This window comes from Noviherbaspirillum aridicola, assembly GCF_019656455.1.
Lineage (GTDB): Bacteria > Pseudomonadota > Gammaproteobacteria > Burkholderiales > Burkholderiaceae_D > Noviherbaspirillum > Noviherbaspirillum aridicola.
On record NZ_BPMK01000008.1, the window covers coordinates 1 to 25,831 of the forward strand.

The following is a 25,831-nucleotide window of genomic DNA, read 5'->3' on the forward strand; positions in this document are numbered from 1 at the left end:
ACCTTCAAGGCCGCCGCGGCCGGCGCCGACTGGGCCAAGACCCCGGGCTTCGCCGTGGTGCTGACCGACTCCGCCGGCAAGGAAAGCTGGCCGATCACCGGCGCCTCCTTCATCCTGATGCACAAGGAACAGGCCGACATGGCCAAGGCCAAGGAAGTGCTGAAGTTCTTCGACTGGTCCTACAAGAACGGCGGCAACATGGCTGCCGAACTGGACTACGTCGCGATGCCGCCGCAGGTCGTCAAGCTGGTCCAGGATGCCTGGAAATCCCAGATCAAGGATGCATCCGGCAAGGCCGCCTGGTAATTCAGCGTAACCCCGTTACGCTTTCCCGAAAATGCCCGCAGCCGCGGGCATTTCTCATTGGCGGGCGATGGCCCGTGTATCGAAACGGCGGCCGCCGGTTCTATCAGACCAGCTTCATAGGATCTTGCCGCGCCGATCCACGAGCCGACACCCGGTCCACCCGCTTCAGCGTCCCCGCGCCAGCCTCACCTCGTGCCCGAGATCGATCACCGACATCGCGTAGAAGAAGCTGCGGTTGTACTTGGTGATGGCGAAGAAGTTGTCGGTGCCGAGCCAGTACTCGGTGGGCTCTTCGCCGTTCTGCAGATCGACCAGTCCATACAGCTTGTCCGTCGGTGCGTCCGAAGACTGCACGCCGGCGGCCTGCAGTTCGTCGAGCCGGAACTTCGCTTCCAGCCCCTGGCCGAGGAACATTTCCCAGGCGCGCACCGGCTGCGCCTGGTCGATGGCGGCCCGGAACGCGGTCGGCTCGCCGGTCTTCCAGCCATGCTCGAGCAGGAAGCGGGCGACGCTGCCGATGGCGTCGACAGGGGAATTGCGAAGGTCGATGCGGCCATCGCCGTCGAAGTCGACCGCGTACCTGCGTATGCTCCCCGGCATGAACTGCGGCCAGCCGATCGCGCCGGCGTAAGAGCCGTAGAGCGAGAACGGGTCGATGCCGGCTTCGCGCGCGTACAGCAGGGTGTTCTCGACCTCGCCGCGGAAGAAGTTCATGCGCGCGTCGCGATTCGGCGTCTGCGGATAATCGAAGGCGAGCGTGGTCAGCGCATCGATGACCCGGAAGTTGCCGGTGTTGCGGCCGTAGACGGTTTCGACGCCGATGATGCCGACGATGATTTCGGCCGGCACGCCGTACTTCGCTTCCGCCTCGGCCAGCGAGTCGGCGTGGGTATTCCAGAATTCGGCGCCGGCGCGGATGCGTACCGGATCGATGAAGCGGGCGCGGTAGGCGCGCCAGTTCTTCGGCTTGCCCGGCGGCGCAGGCTTGACCAGGCGGACTGCGGTCTCGACGTAGCGCACCTGGTTGAACAGCGACTCCAGCGCGGCGCGCTCGAACTGGTGTTCGTTGACCATGCGGTCGATGAAGGCCGCGACCTCTTTCCATTGCGTGAAATTGGCGTACTCGCTCGCCTCTTCCTGCGTGGAGGAGACCTTGCGCAGCTTGGCCGCATTCTTGGCGGCGGCATGCGAGGGCAAGGGTGCGGCGGAGGCAAGGAAGGAAGCGAGCAGCGCAAGTGCCAGCGCCGCGCGGGCAGGCCGGTTGCAAGAAATCATCGACATTCTGCTAACAGGGATTTGAGTTGCGACAGTTGGGGGCCGGGCGAACCCGGACGTGCCCCGGCACCATACCGCATCGCTTCGTAAACTTCCAGAAAACGCGCGAGCGCCGCGCGTTTTTGCGCGGCGAGTGGCAAATCCGCCGCAGCGATGCGGGCGGCATAGGCACGCGGCCCTTCGTGCGGCAGGCGCGGCAGTCCGCGCCGCGCCATCAGCTTGCAAAAACGCTCATACACGTTCTGCAGCGGGTCGCGCCTGGCCTGCCGCAGGATCAGCGGCAGCACCGCGACCGCCAGCGCCACGCTGCCGAGCACGAGCATCAGCCACAGCAGGGTGCGCCAGCTGACATCGGTGAATCCGAGCGAGCGCACCAGGTCGAGCTGGCGCTGCGGGGTGTAATTCAGCACCCACTGATTCCATCCATTGCCGATGGCTTCCCACTGGTGCCGCAGCCTCAGCCATTGGGCCGCGAACAGGTTGCGCTCCGGGTCGAGCGTGATCAGGCCGCCGAAGGCCTGGCGCGGCACCACGCTGCCAAGATTGCGCTCCACCCGGTCCGGCGCGACGGCGGCGGTCGGATCGACCCGCACCCAGCCGCGTCCCGGCAGCCAGGCTTCCGCCCAGGCATGGGCATCCGACTGGCGTACCGTCATGTAGCCGTCAGCGGGGTTGATCTCGCCGCCCTGGTAGCCGGTCACCACCCGGGCCGGGATGCCGAGCGCACGCATCAGGAAGACATAGGCGCCGGAGTAGTGTTCGCAGAAGCCGGCGCGGGTATCGAACAGGAATTCGTCGATGCCTTGCTGGCCAAGCGGCGGCGGCTCAAGTGTGTAGCGGAAGTTCTCGCTGCGGAAGTGGCGCAGCACGGCTTCCATCTGCGCCTCGGGTCGCGCATGCCGGCGCCTGAGTTCCTCCGCGAACGCAAGCGTGCGCGGGTTGAGGCCGGCGGGCAGTTGCAGCCAGCGCCGCATGCGCGCCGGGTCGGTGTCGGACTGCAGGCCGGCGTCCAGGTAAGAGGCGGCGTCGTAGCGCAGCCGCTCGCGCACCGGCGATGCCGACATGATCTGCAGGTCGCCATTCACCCGCGCCGGATTGCCCGCCACGGTCGGCACGGTGGCCGGCGTCTCCAGCGCGAACAGCCATTCGCGGCCGTGCGGTTCCAGCGTGACCTGGTAGCGCAGCGGCGCGCCGCGCACGTTCAGTCCGATGCTTTCGGGGCCGCCCTGCGCCGGCATCTCGCGCCAGGTGCGGCCGTCGAAATGCCCGAGCACGATGCCGCGCCAGTAGAGCTGCGGCTGCGCCGGCGGCCTGCCGTCGAACAGCACGCGGAAAGCGATCTCGTCCGACAGCGCCAGGCGCGAGATATTGCCCGGGCTCATGGTATCGGACATGCCGGTGCGTCCCGCGTGCGCATCCGCCGGCAGCCCCCACAGCGGTCCCTGCACGCGCGGAAACAGCAGGAACAGCACCAGCGTCAGCGGCGCCGCCAGGCCGAGGATGGTCGCGCCCAGCCGCAGCCGCTTGCGCAGCGGCGGCACCGCGCCGGTGTACTGGAAGGAGAGCAGGGTGGTCAGGATCAGCACCACCGCGGCGACGGTGAGCAGCGCGGTGGCGATGGATTGCGAATAGAAGAACGAGGCCAGCACCAGGAACAGGCTGAGAAAGAGCGCGACGAACAGGTCGCGCTTGGCATGCATCTCGAGCAGCTTGAAGGTCAGCAGCAGGCTCAGCATCGCCACCCCGGCGTCGCGCCCGAGCAGCGTGCGATAGCTCGCATAGACGCCCGCCATCGCCAGCAGCGCGACGGGCACCAGCAGCCAGCGCGACGGCATGCGGCGGCCGCTGAAGGTGAGCCAGGCGCGGGCCGCGAGCAGCAGCGCGCAGGCCGGCGCGATCCACAGCGGCAGCCGGCTCAGATGGGGCAGCAGCACCAGGCAGCAGGCGCCGAGCAGCAGCAGGGTGTCGGATTTTTCGCGCGACAGCGTGCGCAGGCCGCGGACGGCGCCGAAGGCTTTCATCCCTCGCTCCCGTGGAGCGCCAGCGCGCGCAGGCAGGCGTCGCGATGGTTGGCGCCGAGCGAGGCGCCCAGGCTGACGTCGCCTAGCCGGAATCCGTAGGGGACGCCGCGCGCCTCGGCTTCGATCACCCAGCGCGTCAGGCGCGACAGCCGCGTTTCCAGGTCCAGCGACGCGGGCAGCGCGGCGAAGTCGAGCAGAATCTCGGTGGCGGCGCCGCCCTCGAAGTGCTTGGTGACGAGACTGCCGCCCGCCTCGGGGTCGGCGCGCGCGATCTGGCGCCATGCCAGCCGCCGCGGAGAGTCGCCCGGCTGATAGCCGCGGATGCCGGCGAAATCCTCGTTGCCCGCCGGCCCCTGGCCATCGTCGACGCCGGCCGCCGCCTGCGGCAGCGGCGGCGCGTGTTCCTCGGGGCGGGGATAGACCAGCGCCCGCAGGTCCGGCTGCCAGTAGCTCCAGGCGCGCAGCAGGCCGAGCGGGAAGCGCGTCTGCAGCCGCACGCGCGGCGCCTGCAGCCAGCCGCGCCGCCGCGCCGGCGTGGTCAGCATGACGCGGGCGCTGCTGTTGGCGCCGACGTCGGCCGCCTGCGCCAGTTCGGGCCGGTCGTCGACCACGAAGTCGAGCCAGATCGCATAGCGGTCGTGCTTCCTGCGATTGATCAGGTGCAGCGAAAACTGCGCTTCCTCACCGGCGAAGACGGGGCTCGCCTGGCCCGGCGCCAGGTAGAGGTGCGCCAGGTTGCGGAAGGTCAGGTGCATGTCGATCAACCCGCAGGACGCAAGCAGAAAGGTCAGGCCGAAGCCAAGGCTGAGGTTGTAGTTGATGGAGCCGATGAACATCGTCAGCAGGGTGACCCCGAACAGCAGCCCCGGATGGGTCGGCATGATGTAGACGCGCCGCTGGTTCAGGAACACCTCGCCGGGCTCCGGCCCCTTGTGCCGGAACATCCATTGCCCGGCACGGCGGCGCAGCGCGTGCTCGAAGCGGGCGTAAAGCGAAAGGCGCTGTTTCACACGGGCACGGATTTCATCAGTTGCAGCACCAGGTCGCGACTGCCGAGGGTGGAACTGCCGGTGGCCTTGAGCGGGCGCAGGCGGTGCGCCGTCACCGGCACCAGCAGCGCCTGCACGTCTTCCGGTATCACATGGTCGCGTCCTTCCAGCGCCGCCCAGGCGCGGGCGGCATGCAGCAGCGCGATGGTCGCGCGCGGGCTGAGGCCGTCGGCGAACAGGCCGTTCTGGCGGGAAGCCTGCGCCAGCGCCTGCACATAGTCGATCAGCGCGTTTGATGCGTGGATGTTTCTGAGCGCGGCCTGCGCGGCAAGCAACTCTTCCGGCTTCATCGCCACCGGCAGCGACTTGAGCATGCTGCGCCGGTCCTCGCCCATCAGCAGCGCGCGCTCGGCGGCCGGGTCGGGATAGCCGAGCGACAGGCACATCAGGAAACGGTCGAGCTGCGATTCCGGCAGCGGGAAGGTGCCCACCTGGTGCGACGGGTTCTGGGTAGCGATGACGAAGAAGGGATCGGGCAGCGCGCGGGTCGAGCCCTCGGCGGTGACCTGCCGTTCTTCCATCACTTCCAGCAGCGCCGACTGCGTCTTCGGCGTGGCGCGGTTGATCTCGTCGGCCAGCAGCACCTGTGTGAACACAGGTCCCGGATGGAACACGAAGCCGCCGGTCTCGCGGTTGAACACCGAAATGCCGAGCACATCCGCCGGCAACAGGTCGCTGGTGAACTGCAGGCGGTTGAAGCGCAGGCCGAGCGAAATCGCCAGCGCATGCGCCAGCGTGGTCTTGCCCACGCCGGGCACGTCTTCGATCAGGAGATGGCCGCCGGCCAGCAGGCAGGCGAGGGACTGGCGGATCTGCAGGTCCTTGCCGACGACGACCTGGCTGACCTGTCTTGCTACTGCATGGACTTTTTCGAACATGGCTCCCCGGGGGTGTTACTGGTCTCGCGCGGCGCGTCGCAGGCAAATCCGGTGCGCGCGGCCGTTCTTGGTTACACTGATTCTATTCGAGTTTCTCCTTTCGTATCCTTCGTTTACTTCGGCACCCATCAATATGCGCACCGCCTTCTTCAGCCACCCCGACTGCCTGCTGCACGAAATGGGTTCCTGGCATCCCGAGTCGCCCGCCCGTCTGCAGGCGATCGAGGACCAGGTGGCCGCGAGCGGCATCGCCGGCCTGCTGGAACGGCGCGAGGCGCCGCTGGCGGGCGAGCAGGCCCTGCTGCGCGTGCACAGCGCGCAAGCGGTGGCGCGCATCCGGGAGCAGGTGCGCGCGCTGCAGGAGAGCGGCGAAGCGTATTACCCGCTGGACGGCGACACCATGCTTAACGCCAACAGCTGGCAGGCGGCGCTGCGCGCGGCCGGCGCCGCCCTCGCCGCCACCGACGCGGTGCTGGCGGGCGAAGTGCGCAATGCATTCTGCTCGGTGCGTCCGCCCGGCCATCATGCGCGCCCCTCGGAATCCATGGGTTTCTGCCTGTTCGGCAACGTCGCGGTGGCGGCGCGCCATGCGCTCGACGCGCGCGGCCTGGAACGGGTGGCGGTGGTGGATTTCGATGTCCATCACGGCAACGGCACGGCCGAGGCTTTTCTCGACGATCCCCGCGTGCTGATGGTGAGTTTCTTCCAGCATCCGTTCTATCCGTACACGGAACCGGAGAACGCCCCCAACATGGTCAATCTGCCTGTGCCCGCGTTCGCGGGCGGCGCCGAAGTGCGGCCTCTCATCGAGAAGCACTGGCTGCCTGCGCTGCATGCGCACCGTCCGCAAATGATCTTCATCTCGGCCGGATTCGATGCGCACAAGGAGGACGACATCGGCCAGCTCGGCCTGGTCGAGGAGGATTTCGCCTGGATCACCCGCCGCATCATGGAGGTGGCCGACGAGCATGCCCAGGGACGCATCGTCAGCTGCCTCGAGGGCGGCTACAACCTGTCGGCGCTCGGGCGCAGCGTCGTCGCCCATCTGAAGGCACTGGCGAAGCTGGAATGAGGGGCGGGCAGGTAGAATAGCGGCTTACTCCGGTCCTTATTCCCCAGCATGTCCATTCAATGGTTCCCCGGTCACATGAACGCCGCCCGCAAGAAAGCGGCGGAGTCCATGGAAAAGACCGACCTCGTCATCGAGGTGCTCGACGCGCGCCTGCCGGCCGCCAGCAGCAATCCGATGATCGAGCAACTGCGCAAGCAGCGCCAGCGCCCCTGCCTGAAGATTCTCAACAAGGCCGACCTGGCCGATCCCGAGGCGACCAAGGCGTGGCTCGCGCATTTCAATGCCCAGAAGGATGTGCACGCCGTCGCGCTCTCCTGCAAGAAGCCGGCCGACGTCGCCAAGGTGCCCGGCTTCGCGCTCAAGCTCGCGCCGCACCGCGGCACCCCGCTCAAGCCGCTGCGCATGATGATCATGGGCATTCCCAACGTCGGCAAGTCGACGCTGATGAACGCGCTGCTGAAGAAGAGGGTGGCGGCGGTCGGCGACGAGCCGGCGGTGACCAAGTCGCAGCAGCGGCTTTACCTCGGCAACAACATGGTGCTGATCGACACGCCCGGCATGCTCTGGCCCAAGATCGAGCATCCGACCGACGGCCTGATGCTGGCCGCCAGCCATGCGGTCGGCGTCAACGCCATCATCGAGGAAGAGGTCGCCACCTTTCTCGCCGAACTGCTGCTGGCCCGCTATCCGCAGCTGCTGACCGCGCGCTACGGCTTCAAGACCGACGGCGTGGACCCGGTCGGCGTGATCGAGGGCGTGGCCCAGCGGCGCGCCTACCGCGTCAAGGGCGGCGAGCTGGATTTCGAGAAAGCCGCGCACACGCTGCTGATCGACTACCGCAGCGGCGCGCTCGGCCGCATCAGCCTGGAAACCCCGCAGAGCCGGGTGGAGCTGCTGGCGACCTGGAAGCCGCCCGAGTCCCTCGGCGAGCGGCCCGAACCCGAAGTGGAGAGCGATGATGACTGAAGACGCATACGTGCTGAAGACGGTCGCCGGCGGCGTCGCGACCCTGACGCTGAACCGCGGCGACCGCTTCAATCCCCTGTCCGGGGAAATGCTGACGGCGCTGCAGCGCGAGGTGGATGCGCTGCGCCACGACGAATCGGTAAGGGTGGTGGTGCTGGCGGCGGCCGGCAAGGCCTTCTGCGCCGGGCACGACCTGAAGCAGATGCGCGCCGAGCCGTCGGAGGCGTATTACCGCAAGCTGTTCAACCAGTGCAGCAAGCTGATGCTGTCGCTGCAGCAGCTGCCGCAGCCGGTGATCGCGCGCGTGCACGGCCTGGCCACGGCGGCGGGCTGCCAGCTGGTGGCGATGTGCGACCTCGCGGTGGCCTCGCGCGAGGCCAGGTTCGCGGTGTCCGGCGTGAACTACGGCCTGTTCTGTGCCACGCCTTCGGTTGCGCTGTCCCGCAACGTCTCGCGCAAGCAGGCGATGGAAATGCTGCTGACCGGGGAATTCATCGACGCCGATACCGCGCGCGAGCGCGGGCTGGTGAACCGCGTGGCGGCGCCGGAAGAACTCGACGCGGAAGTCGCGCGCCTGACGGCCAGCATTCTCGCCAAGCCCGCGGTCGCCGTGAGCATGGGCAAGCAGATGTTCTACAGGCAGCTGGAGATGGGCATCGGCGCGGCCTACCAGCTGGCCGGCCAGACCATGGCCTGCAACATGATGGACGAGGCGGCGCTGGAAGGCGTCCAGGCCTTCATCGAAAAACGCCGGCCGAACTGGGGCGGCTGAACATTGCGCGCCCTGTGATATGATTTTGCAACTTTGTTGCATTTATATCCCGTAGCGCCCCCGGTCCCCATGCATCGCATCCACTCCCCGGCCAATCCCCTGCGCACAGTGCTCGCCGCGCTGTTGCTGCTGGCCATGCTGGCCGGGCAGTGGACCGGTCTGGAGCACCGGGTGCGACACGGCGGCGGCATGGTGCCGGCGCTGCACGAGGTCGCCGCCGGTTCCGATCATGCCCAGGGTGCGGACGAGGGCTACGCCCACTCCTGCCAGCTGTTCGATGCCGCCACGCTTGGCGCGACCATCCATACCGCGTTTTTCTCGGCGCGCTGCGAGCGTGCCGCCGAGGACTGGCGGCTGTCATGGCCCGCGGGCGGATGGCAGCCGTCCTTCATCGCGTACTTCTCTTCGCGCGCCCCGCCTTCCAGCTGAATGCCACCGTTCGCAGGCCTGCCCGCCACGGGCCGGCCTGTGCCATCCGCATTTCAGTCGAAGGAGTATTCATGCATCAGCAAACCAGCCTGCTGGCCACGGCAGGCCTGTCGCTCATCGCCGCCGCCCCGCTGCAGGCGCAGGACGCGGGCACCGTGCTGCCCGAAGTCGTCGTCACCGCGACCCCGTTCAATGCCGGCGAACAGTCCCAGATTCTCGCCCCCGCGCGCGTGCTCGCCGGCGACGAGCTGCGCAACCGTCTCGGCGCCAGCCTCGGCGACACCCTGTCCAACGAACCCGGCGTCAGCGCTTCCGCGTTCGGCGCCGGTGCCTCGCGCCCGGTGATCCGCGGCCTCGGCGGCCCCCGCGTGCGCGTGCTGCAGAATGGCATGGGCGTGGCGGACGTCTCCACCATTTCGGAAGACCATGCGGTCGGCGTCGACCCCTTCACCGCCCGCCAGATCGAAATCCTGCGCGGCCCCGCCGCGCTGCTCTACGGCTCCGGCGCATCCGGCGGCCTGGTGAATCTGGTCAACGGCCGCATTCCCACGGTGCTGGAAGACCGTCCCACCGGCGACGCGGAACTGCGCTACGGCAGCGCGGACCGCTCGAAAGCAGCCTCGCTCTCCGCCGACGGCGCGGTGGGCAGGATCGGACTGCATGTCGACGCCAGCGCGCGCGACGCCGACGACTACCGCATCCCGGGCCGCGCCGAACGCGGCAATCCCGACTCGCCGCGCGGCCGGCTGGCCAACTCGGCGGCGCGCCAGCACAATCTCGGCTTCGGCGCCTCCCTGATCGAGGACTGGGGTTACGCCGGCGCATCGATATCGACGCTCGACGCCCGCTACGGCGTGCCGTCGGAAGAGGGCGCCCGCATCGACATGCGGCAGACGCGCTTCGACATCGACACGCTGGTCAGGCGGCCGCTGCAGGGCCTGGAGCATGTGCGCCTGCGCCTCGGCCATACCGATTACGAGCACACCGAGCGCGATGCCGCGGGCGAGCCCGAGACCGACTTCAACAACGACGCCACCGAGGCACGGCTGGAATTCGCGCACCAGCCGCTGGCCGGCTGGCGCGGCACCTTCGGCGTGCATGCGGAGACGGCGAAGTTTTCGGCATTGCCGCGCGAAGAAGACCATCCGGCCACCGTGCCGCGCACGCGTTCGCGCTCGCACGCCGCCTTCCTGGTCGAGGAGCGCGATTTGGGGCCGGCGCGCGTCAACGCAGGCTTGCGCATGGAATCCGCGCGGCGCGATCCGGAGGAGGCCCCGGCGCGCAGCTTCGACCTGTTCTCCTGGTCGCTCGGCGCGGCCTGGACCGGCGTGAGCGGCTACAGCTTCGGCCCGACCTTCTCGGTCGCGCAGCGCGCGCCGTCCACCGAGGAACTGTTCTCCGCCGGCCCGCACCATGCGACCGAGACCTTCGATCGCGGCGATGCCACGCTCGACAAGGAAACCTCCCGCAACATCGAGCTGTCACTGCAGAAGACCGAAGGCCTGCTGCGCTGGCGCGTAAACCTGTTCCGCAACAAGGTCAGCAATTTCATCTACGGCCGCCTGACCGGCGCCGTCCTCGACGAAGAGGGCAATCCGGGCGACGAACTGGCGGAGCGCGTGTTCGCGCAGGCGGGTGCGACAATCCGCGGCGCGGAGGCGGAAATCAGCTATAACTGGCGCGGGCAGGGATTGTCCGGCCGGGCCTTCGCCGACACCTCGCGCGGACGGCTGGACGCGGGCGGCGGTTACCTGCCGCTGCAGCCGGCGAACCGGATCGGCGTCGAGGCCGGCTGGCGCCAGGGACCGTGGCGGGCGGGCGCGAGCGTGATCCGGGCGCAGCGCCAGGACCGGCTGGCCGCCTTCGAGACCGCCACGCCGGGCTACACCCGGGTCGATGCCAGCCTGTCCTGGACGCAGGCATGGAACGGCATGCAGCTGACCTGGTTCGCGCTGGCGAAGAATCTGCTGGATGAAGACATCCGGGTGTCCACCTCCCTGCTCAAGGATGTGGCGCCGCTCGCGGGCCGCAGCCTGGTGCTGGGATTGCGCACCGCTTTTTGAGGAGATGCATCGATGAAGAAAACGATATGCGCAGCCGCGATGCTGCTCGCCGCCGGCGGCGTCCATGCCGCCGGCGGCCACCAGCACGGTCTCGCCACGCTTTCCGTAGCGGTCGAGGGCAAGGCGCTCGAGCTGGAATTCGAATCGCCGCTGGAAAACCTCGTCGGCTTCGAGCGCGCGCCGCGCACCGACAAGGAACGGCAGGCGCTGCAGACGCTGAAGGAGCGCTTCGCGCAGCCGCAGGCATTGTTCGTCACGCCGCCCGAAGCAGGCTGCCGCGCGGCGCCCGCCGAGGTGGAACTGCCGCAGGGCGGTGGCGAACACGCGGACCTGCACGCGGTGGTGCGGTTCGAGTGCGCGACGCCGGCTGCCTTGCGCAGCCTCGACGTGCGCCTGTTCGATGCCTATCCACGGCTGAAGAAGGTGAAGGCGCAGCTGGCGGCACCCGGCCGCCAGACCGGCGTGCTGCTGACCGGCCGCAAGAGCCGGCTCGACTGGTAGGGGAAGGACATGCGGGAAGAACCGGTGGTCGTTGTCGAGGATCTCCGTTTCCGGTGGCCGCAGGCGGCCACGCCCTGCCTGCAGATCGCGTCGCTGACCATGCAGGCGGGCGAAAGCCTGTTCCTGCATGGGCCGAGCGGCAGCGGCAAGAGCACGCTGCTCGGCCTGCTCGGCGGCGTGCTGCTGCCGCAGCAGGGCAGCGTGCGCATGCTCGGCCATGAGCTGGCGGCGCTGCGCGGGCATGCGCGCGACCGCTTCCGGGTCGACCATGTCGGCTTCATCTTCCAGCAGTTCAACCTGATTCCGCACCTGCCGGTGCTCGACAATGTGCTGCTGCCGTGCCGCTTCTCGCGGCGGCGCCTGCAGCGCGCCTCGCGCCAGCGCAGCGCGCGCGACGAAGCGGTACGCCTGCTGGCGGCGCTGGGTCTCGGTACCGAGGTGCTGCAACGGCCCGCCACCCGGCTCAGCGTCGGCCAGCAGCAGCGGGTGGCGGCCGCGCGCGCCCTGATCGGCAGCCCCGAAATCCTGATCGCCGACGAGCCGACATCCGCGCTCGATGCCGAGCGACAGGCCGATTTCCTGCGCCTGCTGCTGCAGGAAGGGCAGGCGGCGGGCGCCACCATTCTGTTCGTCAGCCACGACCGCCGCCTCGCCGCGCAGTTCGACCGCGAGCTTGGGCTGGCGCAGATCAATCTGGCGGCGCAAGGGAGCGCGGCATGAGCTATCTGTTTCCGCTTGCCGCGCGCAGTGCCTGGAACCGCCGCTTCACGCTCGGCCTGGTCGTGCTCACCATCGCGCTCAGCGTGGCCATGCTGCTCGGCGTCGAACGCATCCGCCACGATGCGCGCGAAAGCTTCGCGCAATCCGTCTCCGGCACCGACCTGATCGTCGGCGCCCGGAGCAGCCCGGTGCAGCTGTTGCTGTACGCGGTGTTCCGCATCGGCGACGCGCCCGCCGGCATCCGCTGGGAAAGCGTCGAGGCGATCGCCCGCCATCCCTCGGTGGCCTGGACCGTGCCGCTGTCGCTCGGGGATTCGCACCGCGGGTTTCCCGTGCTCGGCACCGGCGACGCCTATTTCGAGCATTTCCGCCACGGCGACGCCGAACCGCTCCGGCTGTCGGCGGGCCGGCGTTTCACGCAACTCTTCGAAGCGGTGGTCGGCGCCGAGGTGGCCGGGCAGCTCGGCTACCGGGTCGGCGACCGCATCTCGCTCAGCCACGGCATGGAAGACGTGTCGCTGGCCGCGCACGACGACAAGCCGTTCGAAGTGGTCGGCATCCTCGCGCGCACCGGCACCCCGGTGGACCGCACGGTGCATGTCAGCCTGGAGTCGATCGAGGCGATCCATCTCGACTGGCAGGGCGGGGCGCGCATGCCCGGCCTGCAGATCCCGGCCGAGCATGTGCGCAAGTTCGACCTCAGGCCCAGGCAGGCCAGCGCAGTGCTGGTCGGCCTCAAGAGTCGTGCCGCGGTGTTCCGCATGCAGCGCTTCGTCAATGACTACCGGGAGGAGCCGCTGCTCGCCGTGCTGCCCGGGGTGGCGCTCGACCAGTTGTGGCAGATGGTCGGCGTGGCCGAGCGCAGCCTGCTGGCGGTGTCGGCGATGGTGGTGCTGGTCGGCCTGTGCGGCCTGGTGGCGGTGGTGCTCGCGGGACTCAACGAGCGCCGGCGCGAACTGGCGATCCTGCGCTCGGTCGGCGCGCAGCCGCTGCATGTGTTTCTGCTGCTGGTGATCGAAGGTCTGCTGCTGATGCTCGCGGGGGCTGCCGTCGGTGTGCTGCTGCTGGCCGGCGCGGGCGCCGCCCTGGCGCCGCTGGTGGAAGCCCGCTACGGACTGTCTCTGCCGCTGACGCTGTTGCGTCCCGATGAACTGCCCTTGCTGCTCGCCGTCGTCGGCGTCGGCCTGTTCGCCAGCCTGGTCCCCGGCTGGCGCGCCTACCGGCTGTCGCTCGCCGACGGCCTCACCCCGAGGATTTAGGAGAAACCATGAAACTCGCCCATGCATTCCTCTGCGGCGCACTGCTTTGCGCAGGCGCCCACGCGCAGGACAAGTCCGGCTACAGGGTCGGCGACAAGCTGCCGCAGGCGAAATCGCCCGCCGCCGCCCAGGGCTACCGTGAAATCAGCTGGGATGCGCTGGTGCCGAAGAACTGGGACCCGTCCCAGCTGATGAAGGGCATCGACCTCGGCACGCTCAGCGACAGCGATCCGCGCGCGATGGAAGCGCTGGACAAGATGCGCAAGGCCTGGGCGGAGGCGCCGGTGGAGCCCGCCCTCAACAACACGAAGATACGCATCGCCGGTTTCCTCGTGCCGCTCGACGCGCAGCGCGGGCAGATCAAGGAATTCCTGCTGGTGCCGTATTTCGGCGCCTGCATCCACACGCCGCCGCCGCCCGCCAACCAGATCATCCACGCCGTCGCCGCCAGGCCGCTCAAGGAAGTGCAGATGATGTCGGCGGTCTGGGTCAACGGCACGCTGGAGACCGTGCGCAGCGATACCGAGTTCGGTGCTTCCGGCTATCGCCTCAGGGCGGAGTCGCTGAGTCCTTACACGCAGAAATAGGCCGGGCCGCGGTCAGTCCGGCAGCAGGGCCCGAATTTTCTCGAGCATCGTCTGGAAGCGGGCAGGCTTGAGGATGAGCGCGTCGAAGTTGCGGTCCGACAGCGTGTGGCGCTCCGGCGCCGCGCTCATCAGGATGATGGGAATGGAAGCCGTCGCCTCGTCGTTGCGCAGCCTCCGGGACAGTTCGACGCCGTCCATCACCGGCATCATCAGATCGGACAGGACGAGGTCGGGCCGCCTGCGCGCGATGACGTCCAGCGCCTCCCTGCCATTGGCCGCCGTCATGGTCTCGTAGCCGTGAAGCTGGAACAGCAGGGAATACGCCGTGGTCAGGTCGACTTCATCATCCACAATGAGTATCAGTTTCACCCGCCGCTCCGTCCGTCTTTTGACGCGATACGCTTCGACATGTGACTAGAGCCCCTCCTGCTTTTCGGGGAAGGGTGCCCCTGCTGACACCGTGTTTTCAATCGCGATCCCGTGGTCCGAGATCTTCATGATGCGATGCGCCGGATCATAGCCGCTTTCACGGACCTTCATCACGGACAGCAGGCGCTGGTCCGCGCCGCTGACCACCGTGCTGCGCAGCAGCAGGATGTTTTCGTACAGGGCTGATTCCGACGAGTCCGAATCCCGGTAGGAGGATTTGAAATACGGCAGTTCCTGCGTGATGAGGGTCGTGACATTGCGGCGCCTCAGTTCATTGACCAGCGCGATCAGGAAAGGTTTGATGCGTGCCGGATGCATGGCCACGTCGTGAAATCCCTCGACGCCGTCGATCAGGACGCGCGAGACTTTTCTCCTGTCGATATTCTCCAGCAACTCCGACGCGAGGCGGTCCATCAGCACTTCCAGCGGCAGGTGCCAGATCATTTCGAGGCGTCCGTCCTGCATCGCGTCGGACAGATCGATGCCGACCTTGCGTCCTTTCTGCAGCAGCCGCTGCGGCGACTCGAAAAAGCCGAGTATCAGGCAGGTTTCGTTGTCCAGCAGCCCCTGATGGATGTAGTGCAGGCCGAGGATGGTTTTACCCACCCCGGGCGTGCCGATCACATTGGTGATCGAACCCTGCATGAAGCCGTGCCGGACGATCTCGTCAAGCCCCGGGACGCCGAAGCGCACCTGCTTGTCGCTGGCGTCGGACGCATGATTGCTGCGGGTTGCGGCGGCCTCCAGCCGCGGATAGACCACCAGCCCGCCGGTACAGATCTCGAATGCGTGCTTGCCCAGCAGATGGTTGGCGCCGCGCGCCTTGAACACCTTCAGCTCCCGGATGGTGCGCACGCCGTCTTCTTCCTGGCTCAGTTCGATCAGTCCGTCGACCAGCGTGTTCTCGGACTCGGCTTCATTGCCCTCGGTCGGCGACAGCAGGAAGGTGGTGCACGCCATGGTCGATACCAGCGCATTGAGCGAGTGCATGAATTCCGACAGCGCCAGGTCCGATGGCCGCGAGTCCCGGATCGAGCGGAATCCGTCGACGATCATGATTTCAGGCTGGTGCGACGACAGGCAGGCGGAAATGAAACTCAGCAGTTCGCGCAGGCCGCCCTCTGACAAGGCCTTGTAGCCGCCGTAGAACAGGACCTGGCTGCCCACCAGCGCGGGGTCGAAAAAACCGAAATTGCCGAGATGCTGCAGCAGTTTTGCATGCGATTCCGCGATCAGCGTCAGCACCAGCACTTTCTTGCCATGGCTTGCATGATGGAACCCGATCTGGCAGGCCAGCGTCGTCTTGCCGCTGCCGGCGAGCCCCTGTATCAGATAGAGATGATCCTTTGGAAGGCCTCCGCCGAGGACAGAGTCGAGCCCGCCTATCCCGGTCGAAAGCAGATGAAGGTTGTCGGCATCGTGATGGCTCATGAACTGGCTTTCGTGAAAGTCGTGACGCGTTGCGGGTCGGGTGCTGACCCGGCCCGGCACCCGCGAGGGGCGCATCGCGGCTGCTAGTTTAGCAAGTTTCCCGTTGCGGCCATTCTCGCCGCATTCATGGTCGCGCTGTCGGTTTTGCCGAAAATTTTTCCGGGCAAAGAAAAAGCCCGCGGCGAACCGCGGGCTTCCTGCTACTTCTGTCTGACGGCGGAAGGCATGGCTGCCTTCCCGCGGCCGGCATTACATCATGTCCATGCCGCCCATGCCGCCCATGCCGCCCATGCCAGCCGGTGCAGCGGCCGGCTTGTCTTCGACCAGCTCGGCAACGGTGCAGTCGGTGGTCAGCATCAGGCCGGCGATCGACGCTGCGTTCTGCAGAGCCGAACGGGTGACCTTGGCCGGATCCAGCACGCCCATCTCGACCATGTCGCCGTAGGTGCCGTTGGCGGCGTTGTAGCCGTAGTTGCCCGAACCTTCGATCACCTTGTTGACGACGACGGAAGCTTCTTCGCCGGCGTTGGTGACGATCATGCGCAGCGGCTCTTCCATCGCGCGCAGCACGATCTTGATGCCGGCGTCCTGGTCGGCGTTGTCGCCCTTCAGGTTCTTGACGTTGGCGCGTGCGCGCAGCAGCGCGACGCCGCCGCCCGGGACGATGCCTTCTTCAACGGCGGCACGGGTAGCGTGCAGCGCGTCTTCGACACGTGCCTTCTTTTCCTTCATTTCGACTTCGGTGGCTGCGCCGACCTTGATCACTGCAACACCGCCTGCCAGCTTGGCAACGCGCTCCTGCAGCTTTTCGCGGTCGTAGTCGGAGGTCGCTTCTTCGATCTGGACGCGGATCTGCTTGACGCGCGCTTCGATCGCGGCAGCCTGGCCGGCACCGTCGATCAGGGTGGTGTTTTCCTTGCCGATCTCGACGCGCTTTGCCTGGCCGAGGTCTTGCAGGGTTGCCTTTTCCAGGGTCAGGCCGACTTCTTCAGCGATGACCTGGCCGCCGGTCAGGATGGCGATGTCTTCCAGCATGGCCTTGCGACGGTCGCCGAAGCCCGGAGCCTTGACGGCGCAGGTCTTCAGGATGCCGCGGATGTTGTTGACCACCAGGGTCGCCAGCGCTTCGCCTTCGATGTCTTCGGCGATGATCAGCAGCGGACGGCCGGCCTTGGCCACTTGCTCCAGCACCGGCAGCAGGTCGCGGATGTTGGAAATCTTCTTGTCGAACAGCAGGACGAACGGGTTCTCCAGAACGGCAACCTGCTTGTCCGGGTTGTTGATGAAGTACGGCGACAGGTAGCCGCGGTCGAACTGCATGCCCTCGACGATGTCGAGTTCGTCGTTCAGCGACTTGCCGTCTTCGACGGTGATCACGCCTTCCTTGCCGACCTTTTCCATGGCTTCAGCGATGCGCTCGCCGATCGAGGAATCGGAGTTGGCCGAGATCGAGCCGACCTGGGCGATTTCCTTGGAGGTGGTGCAGGGCTTGGCGATGTTCTTCAGTTCTTCGACGGTGGCGGCGACGGCCTTGTCGATGCCGCGCTTGAGGTCCATCGGGTTCATGCCGGCGGCAACGTACTTCATGCCTTCGCGGACGATGGCCTGGGCCAGCACGGTCGCGGTGGTGGTGCCGTCACCGGCGTTGTCGGAGGTCTTGGAAGCGACTTCCTTCACCATCTGCGCGCCCATGTTCATGAGCTTGTCTTTCAGTTCGATTTCCTTGGCCACGGAAACGCCGTCCTTGGTGACGGTCGGGGCGCCGAAGGAACGCTCGAGCACAACATTGCGGCCTTTCGGACCGAGGGTGACCTTGACTGCGTTGGCGAGGATGTTCACGCCTTCGACCATCTTGGCACGGGCGGCATCGCCGAATACGACTTCTTTAGCTGCCATGTTCGAAACTCCTTATCTGTTCTGCGGGATTTGTATTACTTCTGCACGACTGCCATGATGTCTTCTTCGCGCATCACGAGCAGTTCCTCGCCTTCGACCTTGACGGTCTGGCCGGAGTACTTGCCAAACAGGACGGTGTCGCCGACCTTCACTTCCAGCGGACGGACCTTGCCGTCTTCCAGGATCTTGCCGTTGCCGACCGCGAGGATCTTGCCCTGGTCCGGCTTTTCGGCGGCTGCATCAGGGAGAACGATGCCGGACGCAGTCTTGGTTTCCTGGTCGAGGCGCTTGACGATGACGCGATCGTGCAAAGGACGAAGGTTCATACAAACTCCTTTTTAAATCAACAAGTTATAGTAGTTTTTGCGGCGCTGGCGCTGCAAACCGGTATTCCGCCGCAGTGCTTGTCCGCATGGGAAAGTTGGTAGGCCAGGGGAAACTGTTAGCACTCTCCCCTAACGAGTGCTAAGTATATGGGCGGCATTTTGTTTTTTCAAGAACCGCCGTCCGGCTTGAAGCCTTATTCCGGGTTGCCGGCCTGACGACGCGCGGCCTGCAGCTGGGCCAGAAGCGATGTGTTCAATTCCCGCAGTCGCTGGTTTGCCTCGGTCAGCTTCTCGATCTGACCGGGCAGGGGCGCATAGCTCCGGTGCAGCTCGCCATACCTCTCCACGCTGTGCTGGACCGCGCGCTCGAGGGTCTTGACGGTTTCGTCGCGTTTCTCGATCTCGGATTTCTTGCCTTGCAGCGTTTCATCGAGTTCCTGGACCCGGGCGGTGAGCGCGCGTATCCGTTGTTCGCACTTCTTGTTGACAGCCAGCGCTTCCGCGCTGAATGCCTTTTCTTCCTCGAGGCTGCACTCGATCTGCCCGATGAACGCTTCGAGGCGGGCGACTTCCTCGCCGAGCGCTTGCACTTCCTCCGCAAGTTGCGCGTTCTCGTGCAGCAGGTTTTCATTTTTCTCGATCAGCGCCGCCTTTTCCGCCTGGGCGCTTTTCGCATCCGCGAGTTCGGACCGCAGCGCGCCGATTTCTGTCTCCGCTGTCTTGTTCCGCGCGGCGAGTTCGGCGATTTCCCTGCCAAGCGCGTCCGATTTACCGGCTTCTCCGGCCAGGTCCGAGATTTTTCTCGTGCATTCCTGGACATGGGCGCGGTAGGCCTCATTCGCGCTGTCGAGCTTGTTTTCGAGGATGGCGATCTTTGCCTTGCCCGCCTTCACGGCCGATTCCGCCTCCGATTTCTGGCGCTGCAGCGTCTCGATCACACGGGCGTGCCGCTGCCTCAGCTGCTTGTAGGACGACCACGCCTGCATTTCGCTCGCTTTCAGCTGGTCGATATAGCCTGGCGTGGCGTGTGCCAGCACGGCGGCCGGGTCGGGCCTGTAATTCTGCACCACGTCCCGGAGGACCTTGTTCTGATCCGACAGTCGCCGAATCTCCCTGGCTTGATCGGCCAGCCTCGTCTTGTAGGGAGGTTCGGAAGCGGGCGCAGGATCGTTGTTCCTCAGGGCGCGGGCGACGTCGCCGGCGAAATTCTCGTCAGGACGCAGAACCGGCTCCCACTCCGGAATGGTCGGCAGCGTCCGTACTTTCCCGCTCCTCAGCTCGCGCGTGGCCTTCGGAGCGTGCGCTGCCGGCGACCGCGCCTCGGGTACGTCCGGGCCTCGTTGAAGAAGCCTGACGTGGCCGTACCTGAGGCCTGCAACGACGCGCCCCGGCCCGTCGCCTGCCCGTTGCTGCGCTGTCCTGCCCTCGAGCGTCGGCCCGGGCGGCGCCTGGGTGGGCGGTGCGCCCGCATCGGCGTGCCGGCCACGTGTGTTTCCTGTCGGCCTGGCGGCTGTCTGCAACGTATGAACTGAGGTCGGATTCGTGCGCAGCATGATATTCCTCTCTTGAAAAAAACCGTGGAAGGAAAAAGGGACACGGTCCAACGCAAGCATGCCCGGCCCCTGACTTGTTGAAGTGCAGTCAGTGACCGGGCATGCCGTTTGGTTCCTTGCGGCGTACGGACAGCGCCGTACGCGGTACAAGCGAGGGATGGTGCTGCGCCGCGCGGGAAATCAGGCCAGCGCGACCTGGACGTCGATATTGCCTCGAGTCGCATTCGAGTACGGGCAGACTTCATGCGCCTTGTTCACCAGCGCCTGCGCCGCGTCGCGGTCGAGGCCGGGCAGGCTCACTTTCAGGCTGGCCGCCAGCGCGAAGCCGCCCTGTCCATTCGGGCCGATGCCGACTTCCGCCGCAACCGCTGCCTCGGCGGGGAGAGCGGTCTTGGCGTGCATGGCGACGAACTTCAGCGCCGACAGGAAGCAGGCGGCGTAACCGGCAGCGAACAGCTGCTCGGGATTGGTGCCGTCGCCGCCGGCCCCGCCGAGTTCTTTCGGCGTGCTGAGCTTGACGTCGAGCTTGTTGTCGCTGCTGCTGGCGCGGCCGTCGCGGCCGCCGGTGGCGGTGGAATGTGCGGTGTAGAGGATTTGCATGGTATCGGGTATCAGGGATCAGGTATCAGGGATCGGAACCGGCTGATTTTGCCGGTGACTAATAATATCACGTGCAATTAAGTTGTGCGCAATCTAATGCCGGGGCGTGCACGGGGGTTGAGAAAAATCAGATATCTTTCTCGCCGAGTTCGTCGCGCACGCGGTTGAGCTGGTCACGCAGCCGGGCGAGGGTCTCCGGCGCCTGCCCGGTGGCGCACAGCAGCTGGTGCGGGATGGACTGCGCCTTTTTCTTCAGCGCACGGCCTTCCCGCGTCAGGGCGATGCGAACCTGGCGTTCGTCCTTCTCGTCGCGGGTCCGGGCAATCAGGCCGGCCGTCTCCAGCCGCTTGAGCAGAGGAGTGAGCGTGCCCGAATCGAGGTGGAGCTTCTCGCCGATCTCCTTGACCGGCACGTCGTCCTGCTGCCACAGCACGAGCATGGCCAGGTATTGCGGATAAGTGAGGCCGAGCTGGTCGAGGTAGGGCTTGTAGGTCTTGGTGACCGCGAGGGAGGCGGAGTACAGCGCGAAGCAGAACTGGCTTTCGAGGGCGAGCGGATCGGGATTCTCGGTAACGTGCTTGGGCATGGCGAAAGGGCGGGCGTGGGATAATCGGCGGCTGCCGTCTATTATTCCCCAAGCGATGCGAATACTGAAGAAGCTTGTCTCACTCTTCCTGCTGGCGCTCGTGTTGCCGTATGCGCAGGCGCAGACCATGATGCCGCGGCCGATGGCCGAAGCGCTGCAGCGGGCGCAGATACCGCGCGAGGCGAGCGCGGTCTACGTGGCGCCGGTCGGCGGCGGCGCGCCGATGCTGGCCTGGAACGAGAACCTGGCCTTCAATCCGGCCTCGACGATGAAGCTGGTCACCACCTTCGCCGCGCTCGATCTGCTGGGTCCCGCCTTCCGCTGGAAGACCGGCGCCTGGGCAAGCGGCCCGCAGGAGGGCGACGTGCTGCGCGGCGACCTGGTGATCAAGGGCGGCGGCGACCCCAAGCTGGTCTACGAACACCTGTGGATGTTCCTGCGGCGGCTGCGCGAGCGCGGCATACGCGAGATACAGGGCGACCTGGTGCTCGATCGCAGCGTGTTCGAGGAAACGGCCTTCGATCCGGCGCAGTTCGACGGCGAGCCGCAAAAGCCCTACAACGTCGGTCCGGACGCACTGCTGCTGAACTACAAGTCGATCAGCCTGCGCTTCCTGCCGGATCCCGTGAACGGCAGGGTGAACGTGGTCGCCGACCCGCCGCTGGCCGGCTATCCGGTGGTCGCGCCGCGCCTGGCCGAGGGCGAGTGCGCGGACTGGCGCGCCGGACTGCAGACCGATGTCGGCGTGCTCGGCGTTTATTTCAGCGGCGTCTATCCGGCTGCCTGCGGCGAGCGCGTCCTCCATCTGCATCCTTGGCCGCTCAGCCACCCGGAATACTTCCATCTCGCCTTCCGCCGCCTCTGGACGGACCTCGGCGGCACGCTGCGCGGCGGTGCCCGGCTGGGCGTCGTGCCGCCGGATGCGCGCCTGATCGATGAATGGGAATCGCCGAGCCTGGCGGAGGTGGTCCGCGACATCAACAAGTTCTCCAACAATGTGATGGCCCGCCAGCTGCTGCTCACGCTCGGCCATGTCGGCGCCGGCCTGCCGGTCAGCGCGGCCGGCGGCGCGACGGCGGTGCGCAACTGGATGACGGCGCGCGGCATTCCGGCGCCGGAGCTGGTGATCGAGAACGGATCCGGCCTGTCCCGCGCCGAGCGGATTTCCGCGCAGAGCCTGGCACGCATGCTCGACACCGCTTTCCAGTCCCCGGCGATGCCGGAATTCCTCGCCTCGCTGCCGCTGGCCGGCCTCGACGGCACCATGCGCCGCCGCCTGAACGGTCACAGCGTGGCGGGCAGGGCGCATGTGAAGACCGGGCTGCTTGCCGACGCCCGCAACATCGCCGGCTATGTGCTCGCCGCTTCCGGCCGACGCTATATCGTCGTCTGCCTGATCAACCATACGAACGCGCCGCGCGCGGTCGAGGCGCAGGATGCGCTGCTGCAGTGGATCTATGAAAAAGGCTGAGGCCGACCCCGCAAAAGTCTTTCCTTAAGGTATTCTCCTCGTCCATGGCTGAATGAAAAGGCAAGGGGAGGGGGGATGGCGGACGGTGGCATGGAACTGGCGCTTGAGCCGGAGGTTCCGGCAAGGGCGGCGCCTGCGGCTTCTCTCGCGCCCGCGCCCCTGCGTTCCCGAACGACGGCGCCGGCGCCCGCCGACGATGAGCCGGTGCGCATGCCCTTCGAATTCACCGGCAGCGGCAGCGAATACTTCCGCATCTGGGTGGTCAACCTGCTGCTGACGCTGCTGACCTTGGGCGTCTACTCGGCCTGGGCCAAGGTGCGCCGCCTGCAGTACTTCTACCGCAATACCCGTCTCGACGGCGCCGTCTTCGATTTCCACGGCAGTCCGAAGGCCATCCTTCGCGGCCGAATTCTCGCGCTGCTGCTGGTTGCGGCCTACAAGATCTCCTTCGACATCTCGGCGGTCGCCGCGGTGGCGGTGGCCCTGCTGCTGGCCGCGATCACGCCCTGGCTGCTGGCGCGCGCCTTCCGCTTCAAGCTGGCCAACACCAGCTATCGCGGCATCCGCTTCCGGTTTCGCGGCAGTGCGCGCCAGGCCTATGCGCGGCTGATCCTGTTTCCCGCCATGCTCGCGCTGACGGGGCTGTTCGTCTGGAGCCTGGTGGCCTCGTTCCGCGCCAACCCCGGCGTCGGCGTGATCCTGCTGGCCGGCATCCTGCCCATCGTCGCCCTCGGGGCCACCGTGCCCCTGGCGCACTATGCGCTCAAGCGCTATCAGCATGAACAGGCCGACTATGGCCAGACCGCCTTCTACTATCACGGCCGGGTGCGCGGTTTCTTCGCCGTCTATGGCAAGGCGCTCGGCCTGGTCTTCCTGGGCGGAATCCCGGCCGCCATCTTCGGCATGCTCACCGCCAGGCTGTCGTCCTGGCTGATGGCCACCATGTTCGGCTGGCTGTTCGCGCTGCTCTATGGCCTGGCCAGCGCCTACGCCTTTTACCTGTTCGTGCGGCCCTACCTGGAGGCGCGGCTGCAGAACCTGGTCTGGAACGACACCGAGGTCGGCATGCATCGTTTCGAAAGCCGGGCCAGCGCCCGCCACCTGCTCTGGATCCATGCCAGCAACCTGATGCTGATCACGCTCACGCTCGGCCTCTACAAACCCTTCGCCACCGTGCGCCTGGTGCGCTACCGCGTCGCCTCGATGGCGCTGGTGGCGGTCGGCGGACTGGAAGACCTGCGCGCCGACCATGGCGCCGACGACGCCGGCGCGGCGGGGCAGGAAGCCGGCGACCTGTTCGACATCGACATCGGCCTATGATCACCGCCCACTACTACGACGGCGAGACCAGCCGCCGGCACCCGGTACAGCTGCTGTTCCATCGCGGCTTGCTCGCACTCGACGGCGACGGCGTGCGCCGCAGCGTGCGGCTGTCGAAGGTGCGGGTCTCCGAGCCGCTCGAACATGCGCCGCGCATACTCATGCTGCCCGACGGCACGCGCATAGAGTGCGAGGACCCGGGCCTGCCGCGCCTGCTGCGCAAGAACGGATATCGCGAACCGAGGATCGTGCGCTGGCAGCGCAACTGGCCGCTGTCGCTGCTGTCGCTGCTCACGCTGCTGGCGGTGCTGATCGCCGGCTATCAATGGGGCCTTCCCGCCGCCGCCGATGCGATCGCGCGTCAGTTGCCGGCGGAGCTGGCGCGGCGTATCGGCGACGAGCAGCTGGCGCTGATGGACGAAGGCTTCATGGAGCCTTCGCGCCTGAGCCCGCAGCGCCAGGCCGCGCTGCGCGAGCGCTTCGCCGCCATGCGCAAGCCGGCCGGAAGCCCGGCGTACCGGATCGAATTCAGGCACAGCAAGGTCGGACCGAATGCGTTCGCGCTGCCCAACGGCGTGATCGTGATGACCGACCAGCTGGTGGCGGCCGCCCCGGCCGACGAGGCCGTGCTCGGCGTGCTCGCGCATGAACTCGGCCATCTCCAGCAGCGGCATTCGCTGCGCGGACTGTTGCAGACCATCGGCGTGGGCGTGGTCATCAATCTGCTCGTCGGCGATGTCTCGACCGCGCTCGCGGCGGCACCCACCTTCCTGCTCGACCAGGCCTATTCACGCGATTTCGAGCGCGAGGCGGACAGCTACGCGATCGGCGTGATGCAGGCGAATCGCCTGCCGATGTCGCCGATGGCGGACCTGTTCGAGCGCATGGCGGACGCCGGGCACGACGACGACAGCCGCGGCACGCGCGACGCCGAGGAGGAAGAAGCAATGGAATACCTGAGTTCGCATCCCGCCGACGCCGAGCGCATCGAGCGGTTCCGCCGCGCCGATCAGAGCATGACGGGTTTGTCGGCCAACTGATTGCGGGTCGAGCCGTCGTCGGGGTAGTGCCGCTCGAGCAGGGCATTGAGCTCGCCCAGCGCGGCCAGCACGCTGCGGTGATACTCGCCGCCCGCGAAACCGGTGGTCATGGTGCGGCAGGCATGCTGCCAGTCGGCGGCGGTGACGACGCGGCCCACGCCGCGGTCGGCGACGATCTCCACCTGGTGGTCGGCCAGGTTGATGTAGACGAGTACGCCGCAGTTCTCTTCCGTGTCCCAGACGCCGTACTGCGCGAACAGCTCGCGCGCCCGATCCCGCGCGCTCATGCCGTTGAGCACATCCTGCAGATCGAGCGAGGGTTCGACGATCAGCCGCAGTTCGGCGCGGTGCCGGGTCTCGCCCTCGGCGATCGCCGTCTCGATCGCCTGCAGCGTCGCGGGCGGGAATGCGCGCTTGCCGGCGCGGCCGGTAGTCAGCAGGTGGCGCAGAAGACGTCTGAATGTTTTCATCACCAGTTCCCCGAAGCGCCGCCGCCGTCGCCCGTTCCGCCGCCGCCGGAGAAACCGCCGCCGCCGAAGCCCCCGCCACCGAAGCCCCCGCCACCGAAGCCGCCACCCCCGAAGCCGCCGTGGTGCCCGTGCCCGAAGCCACCGCCGAGGATCACGCCCGGCACCGCGCCGCCCCATCCGTGGCGGTGACGGGCATAGCGCGACGAACGCCGGCGCGACAGCATCAGGAACAGGAACATGAAGAACAGGAACAGGCCAAAGGAGAAATCGGCGCCTTCCTCGGCCGCCTCGCGTCGCTCCGGCGCCGGCAGCTGTTCCTTGTCGAGCAGGGCGGTGATCGCCGAGACGCCGGCGGCGAGGCCGCCGTAATAATCGTTCTGCCTGAAATGCGGCGCGATCACGTCCTGCAGGATGCGCTTGGACTGGGCATCGGTCAGCGAGCCCTGCACGCCGCGCCCGGCCTCGATGCGCAGGCGGCGCAGCGCAGGCGGGTTGTCCTTCGCGACCACCAGCAGCACGCCGTCGTCGACGCCCTTGCGGCCGAGCTTCCATTCATCGAGCACGCGGATGCTGTATTGCTCGATCGCCTCCGGTTCGGTCCGGGGCACGAGCAGGATCGCGATCTGGCTGCCGGTCCTTTCCTCATATTCCTTCAGCACGTTCTCCAGCATCGCCTGCTGGTTTTCGCTCAGCATGCCGGCCTTGTCGGTGACGCGCGACGTCAGCGGCGGCACCGGCACGAATTCCTGCGCGGCCGCGCCCGCGGCGAACATGGCCAGCAGCAGGGTGAGGAAGAACCTTGCCATCGGTC

The 25,831-nt window shown here is 67.0% G+C and carries 25 protein-coding genes and 1 pseudogene; 13 read left to right on the forward strand and 13 right to left on the reverse strand.

Annotated elements, in window-relative coordinates; translation table 11 throughout:
• Nucleotides 1-306: pseudogene (locus NCCP691_RS09885) on the forward strand (phosphate ABC transporter substrate-binding protein PstS); the annotation flags it as partial.
• Nucleotides 307-471: 165 nt separating this feature from the next.
• Here NCCP691_RS09885 and mltB read toward each other — a convergent pair.
• From mltB to NCCP691_RS09905, 4 genes are all read right to left on the reverse strand, one after another.
• On the reverse strand, nt 472-1,581 hold the full coding sequence (mltB, locus tag NCCP691_RS09890; RefSeq protein ID WP_238482390.1) for a lytic murein transglycosylase B: 1,110 nt from the start codon (nt 1,579-1,581) through the stop codon (nt 472-474).
• Nucleotides 1,578-3,602 (reverse strand): transglutaminase TgpA family protein, encoded by a 2,025-nt coding sequence (locus NCCP691_RS09895; RefSeq protein ID WP_220808110.1) that lies wholly within the window; start codon nt 3,600-3,602, stop codon nt 1,578-1,580. The genes mltB and NCCP691_RS09895 overlap by 4 nt, the downstream gene beginning before the upstream one ends.
• Complete coding sequence (locus NCCP691_RS09900) at nt 3,599-4,546, reverse strand: DUF58 domain-containing protein (RefSeq protein ID WP_220808318.1); 948 nt, start codon at nt 4,544-4,546, stop codon at nt 3,599-3,601. Before NCCP691_RS09900 ends, NCCP691_RS09895 begins: the two co-directional genes overlap by 4 nt.
• Before the next feature lie 62 nt (nt 4,547-4,608).
• Complete coding sequence (locus NCCP691_RS09905; RefSeq protein WP_220808111.1) at nt 4,609-5,529, reverse strand: AAA family ATPase; 921 nt, start codon at nt 5,527-5,529, stop codon at nt 4,609-4,611.
• A 133-nt stretch (nt 5,530-5,662) separates the two neighbouring features.
• Between NCCP691_RS09905 and NCCP691_RS09910 the strand changes: the two genes are divergently transcribed.
• From NCCP691_RS09910 to NCCP691_RS09950, 9 genes are all read left to right on the forward strand, one after another.
• The gene (locus tag NCCP691_RS09910; protein ID WP_220808112.1) at nt 5,663-6,601 is read left to right on the forward strand and encodes a histone deacetylase family protein; all 939 of its coding nucleotides are present in this window, start codon (nt 5,663-5,665) and stop codon (nt 6,599-6,601) included.
• Between the two features lie 48 nt (nt 6,602-6,649).
• Nucleotides 6,650-7,567, forward strand: a complete 918-nt coding sequence (ylqF, locus tag NCCP691_RS09915) for a ribosome biogenesis GTPase YlqF (RefSeq protein WP_220808113.1) — start codon at nt 6,650-6,652, stop codon at nt 7,565-7,567.
• Nucleotides 7,557-8,339, forward strand: coding sequence for an enoyl-CoA hydratase (locus NCCP691_RS09920; protein WP_220808114.1), 783 nt, complete (start codon nt 7,557-7,559; stop codon nt 8,337-8,339). Before ylqF ends, NCCP691_RS09920 begins: the two co-directional genes overlap by 11 nt.
• A gap of 69 nt (nt 8,340-8,408) precedes the next feature.
• On the forward strand, nt 8,409-8,768 hold the full coding sequence (locus NCCP691_RS09925; protein ID WP_220808115.1) for a hypothetical protein: 360 nt from the start codon (nt 8,409-8,411) through the stop codon (nt 8,766-8,768).
• A gap of 71 nt (nt 8,769-8,839) precedes the next feature.
• Nucleotides 8,840-10,831, forward strand: coding sequence for a TonB-dependent receptor (locus NCCP691_RS09930; protein WP_220808116.1), 1,992 nt, complete (start codon nt 8,840-8,842; stop codon nt 10,829-10,831).
• A 12-nt stretch (nt 10,832-10,843) separates the two neighbouring features.
• Entirely contained in the window at nt 10,844-11,332 is a 489-nt protein-coding gene (locus NCCP691_RS09935; RefSeq protein ID WP_220808117.1) for a DUF2796 domain-containing protein, read from the forward strand.
• A gap of 9 nt (nt 11,333-11,341) precedes the next feature.
• On the forward strand, nt 11,342-12,052 hold the full coding sequence (locus tag NCCP691_RS09940; protein WP_220808118.1) for an ATP-binding cassette domain-containing protein: 711 nt from the start codon (nt 11,342-11,344) through the stop codon (nt 12,050-12,052).
• The gene (locus NCCP691_RS09945; protein WP_220808119.1) at nt 12,049-13,311 is read left to right on the forward strand and encodes an ABC transporter permease; all 1,263 of its coding nucleotides are present in this window, start codon (nt 12,049-12,051) and stop codon (nt 13,309-13,311) included. The genes NCCP691_RS09940 and NCCP691_RS09945 overlap by 4 nt, the downstream gene beginning before the upstream one ends.
• 8 nt (nt 13,312-13,319) lie before the next feature.
• Complete coding sequence (locus tag NCCP691_RS09950) at nt 13,320-13,898, forward strand: DUF3299 domain-containing protein (RefSeq protein ID WP_220808120.1); 579 nt, start codon at nt 13,320-13,322, stop codon at nt 13,896-13,898.
• Nucleotides 13,899-13,910: 12 nt separating this feature from the next.
• On the opposite strand, the gene NCCP691_RS09955 is transcribed toward NCCP691_RS09950, so the two are convergent.
• The 7 genes from NCCP691_RS09955 to NCCP691_RS09985 all read right to left on the reverse strand — a co-directional run bounded on the left by NCCP691_RS09955 (nt 13,911) and on the right by NCCP691_RS09985 (nt 20,719).
• A complete protein-coding gene (locus tag NCCP691_RS09955) occupies nt 13,911-14,267 on the reverse strand; it encodes a response regulator (protein ID WP_220808121.1) in 357 nt (118 codons plus the stop codon).
• A gap of 45 nt (nt 14,268-14,312) precedes the next feature.
• A complete protein-coding gene (locus NCCP691_RS09960; RefSeq protein ID WP_220808122.1) occupies nt 14,313-15,758 on the reverse strand; it encodes an ATPase domain-containing protein in 1,446 nt (481 codons plus the stop codon).
• Between the two features lie 249 nt (nt 15,759-16,007).
• A complete protein-coding gene (gene groL, locus NCCP691_RS09965; RefSeq protein WP_220808123.1) occupies nt 16,008-17,654 on the reverse strand; it encodes a chaperonin GroEL in 1,647 nt (548 codons plus the stop codon).
• 35 nt (nt 17,655-17,689) lie between these two features.
• The gene (gene groES, locus NCCP691_RS09970) at nt 17,690-17,980 is read right to left on the reverse strand and encodes a co-chaperone GroES (RefSeq protein WP_220808124.1); all 291 of its coding nucleotides are present in this window, start codon (nt 17,978-17,980) and stop codon (nt 17,690-17,692) included.
• A gap of 194 nt (nt 17,981-18,174) precedes the next feature.
• Nucleotides 18,175-19,593 (reverse strand): coiled-coil domain-containing protein, encoded by a 1,419-nt coding sequence (locus NCCP691_RS09975; protein WP_220808125.1) that lies wholly within the window; start codon nt 19,591-19,593, stop codon nt 18,175-18,177.
• Nucleotides 19,594-19,713: 120 nt separating this feature from the next.
• Complete coding sequence (locus NCCP691_RS09980; RefSeq protein WP_220808126.1) at nt 19,714-20,133, reverse strand: organic hydroperoxide resistance protein; 420 nt, start codon at nt 20,131-20,133, stop codon at nt 19,714-19,716.
• A 127-nt stretch (nt 20,134-20,260) separates the two neighbouring features.
• On the reverse strand, nt 20,261-20,719 hold the full coding sequence (locus NCCP691_RS09985; RefSeq protein ID WP_220808127.1) for a MarR family winged helix-turn-helix transcriptional regulator: 459 nt from the start codon (nt 20,717-20,719) through the stop codon (nt 20,261-20,263).
• Nucleotides 20,720-20,774: 55 nt separating this feature from the next.
• Here NCCP691_RS09985 and dacB point away from each other — a divergent pair, with 55 nt between their 5' ends.
• The 3 genes from dacB to NCCP691_RS10000 all read left to right on the forward strand — a co-directional run bounded on the left by dacB (nt 20,775) and on the right by NCCP691_RS10000 (nt 24,550).
• Nucleotides 20,775-22,190 carry a D-alanyl-D-alanine carboxypeptidase/D-alanyl-D-alanine endopeptidase gene (dacB, locus tag NCCP691_RS09990; protein ID WP_220808128.1) on the forward strand — a complete coding sequence of 472 codons (1,416 nt, stop codon included), beginning with the start codon at nt 20,775-20,777 and terminating at the stop codon, nt 22,188-22,190.
• Between the two features lie 90 nt (nt 22,191-22,280).
• Complete coding sequence (locus tag NCCP691_RS09995; protein ID WP_220808129.1) at nt 22,281-23,510, forward strand: YjgN family protein; 1,230 nt, start codon at nt 22,281-22,283, stop codon at nt 23,508-23,510.
• Nucleotides 23,507-24,550, forward strand: coding sequence for a M48 family metallopeptidase (locus NCCP691_RS10000; protein ID WP_220808130.1), 1,044 nt, complete (start codon nt 23,507-23,509; stop codon nt 24,548-24,550). The genes NCCP691_RS09995 and NCCP691_RS10000 overlap by 4 nt, the downstream gene beginning before the upstream one ends.
• Here NCCP691_RS10000 and NCCP691_RS10005 read toward each other — a convergent pair.
• Nucleotides 24,520-25,020: a TPM domain-containing protein gene (locus NCCP691_RS10005; protein WP_220808131.1), complete on the reverse strand. Its 501-nt coding sequence runs from the start codon at nt 25,018-25,020 to the stop codon at nt 24,520-24,522. The genes NCCP691_RS10000 and NCCP691_RS10005 overlap by 31 nt on opposite strands.
• Nucleotides 25,020-25,826 carry a TPM domain-containing protein gene (locus tag NCCP691_RS10010; protein WP_220808132.1) on the reverse strand — a complete coding sequence of 269 codons (807 nt, stop codon included), beginning with the start codon at nt 25,824-25,826 and terminating at the stop codon, nt 25,020-25,022. The genes NCCP691_RS10005 and NCCP691_RS10010 overlap by 1 nt, the downstream gene beginning before the upstream one ends.
• Nucleotides 25,827-25,831: the final 5 nt, after the last annotated feature.

Coding starts and splice junctions, on each gene's coding strand:
- mltB (WP_238482390.1), bottom strand. CDS start 1,581: ATGATTTCTTGCAACCGGCCTGCCCGCGCGGCGCTGGCACTTGCGCTG.
- NCCP691_RS09895 (WP_220808110.1), bottom strand. CDS start 3,602: ATGAAAGCCTTCGGCGCCGTCCGCGGCCTGCGCACGCTGTCGCGCGAA.
- NCCP691_RS09900 (WP_220808318.1), bottom strand. CDS start 4,546: ATGTTCCGGCACAAGGGGCCGGAGCCCGGCGAGGTGTTCCTGAACCAG.
- NCCP691_RS09905 (WP_220808111.1), bottom strand. CDS start 5,529: ATGTTCGAAAAAGTCCATGCAGTAGCAAGACAGGTCAGCCAGGTCGTC.
- NCCP691_RS09910 (WP_220808112.1), top strand. CDS start 5,663: ATGCGCACCGCCTTCTTCAGCCACCCCGACTGCCTGCTGCACGAAATG.
- ylqF (WP_220808113.1), top strand. CDS start 6,650: ATGTCCATTCAATGGTTCCCCGGTCACATGAACGCCGCCCGCAAGAAA.
- NCCP691_RS09920 (WP_220808114.1), top strand. CDS start 7,557: ATGATGACTGAAGACGCATACGTGCTGAAGACGGTCGCCGGCGGCGTC.
- NCCP691_RS09925 (WP_220808115.1), top strand. CDS start 8,409: ATGCATCGCATCCACTCCCCGGCCAATCCCCTGCGCACAGTGCTCGCC.
- NCCP691_RS09930 (WP_220808116.1), top strand. CDS start 8,840: ATGCATCAGCAAACCAGCCTGCTGGCCACGGCAGGCCTGTCGCTCATC.
- NCCP691_RS09935 (WP_220808117.1), top strand. CDS start 10,844: ATGAAGAAAACGATATGCGCAGCCGCGATGCTGCTCGCCGCCGGCGGC.
- NCCP691_RS09940 (WP_220808118.1), top strand. CDS start 11,342: ATGCGGGAAGAACCGGTGGTCGTTGTCGAGGATCTCCGTTTCCGGTGG.
- NCCP691_RS09945 (WP_220808119.1), top strand. CDS start 12,049: ATGAGCTATCTGTTTCCGCTTGCCGCGCGCAGTGCCTGGAACCGCCGC.
- NCCP691_RS09950 (WP_220808120.1), top strand. CDS start 13,320: ATGAAACTCGCCCATGCATTCCTCTGCGGCGCACTGCTTTGCGCAGGC.
- NCCP691_RS09960 (WP_220808122.1), bottom strand. CDS start 15,758: ATGAGCCATCACGATGCCGACAACCTTCATCTGCTTTCGACCGGGATA.
- groL (WP_220808123.1), bottom strand. CDS start 17,654: ATGGCAGCTAAAGAAGTCGTATTCGGCGATGCCGCCCGTGCCAAGATG.
- groES (WP_220808124.1), bottom strand. CDS start 17,980: ATGAACCTTCGTCCTTTGCACGATCGCGTCATCGTCAAGCGCCTCGAC.
- NCCP691_RS09975 (WP_220808125.1), bottom strand. CDS start 19,593: ATGCTTGCGTTGGACCGTGTCCCTTTTTCCTTCCACGGTTTTTTTCAA.
- NCCP691_RS09980 (WP_220808126.1), bottom strand. CDS start 20,133: ATGCAAATCCTCTACACCGCACATTCCACCGCCACCGGCGGCCGCGAC.
- NCCP691_RS09985 (WP_220808127.1), bottom strand. CDS start 20,719: ATGCCCAAGCACGTTACCGAGAATCCCGATCCGCTCGCCCTCGAAAGC.
- dacB (WP_220808128.1), top strand. CDS start 20,775: ATGCGAATACTGAAGAAGCTTGTCTCACTCTTCCTGCTGGCGCTCGTG.
- NCCP691_RS09995 (WP_220808129.1), top strand. CDS start 22,281: ATGGAACTGGCGCTTGAGCCGGAGGTTCCGGCAAGGGCGGCGCCTGCG.
- NCCP691_RS10000 (WP_220808130.1), top strand. CDS start 23,507: ATGATCACCGCCCACTACTACGACGGCGAGACCAGCCGCCGGCACCCG.
- NCCP691_RS10005 (WP_220808131.1), bottom strand. CDS start 25,020: ATGAAAACATTCAGACGTCTTCTGCGCCACCTGCTGACTACCGGCCGC.
- NCCP691_RS10010 (WP_220808132.1), bottom strand. CDS start 25,826: ATGGCAAGGTTCTTCCTCACCCTGCTGCTGGCCATGTTCGCCGCGGGC.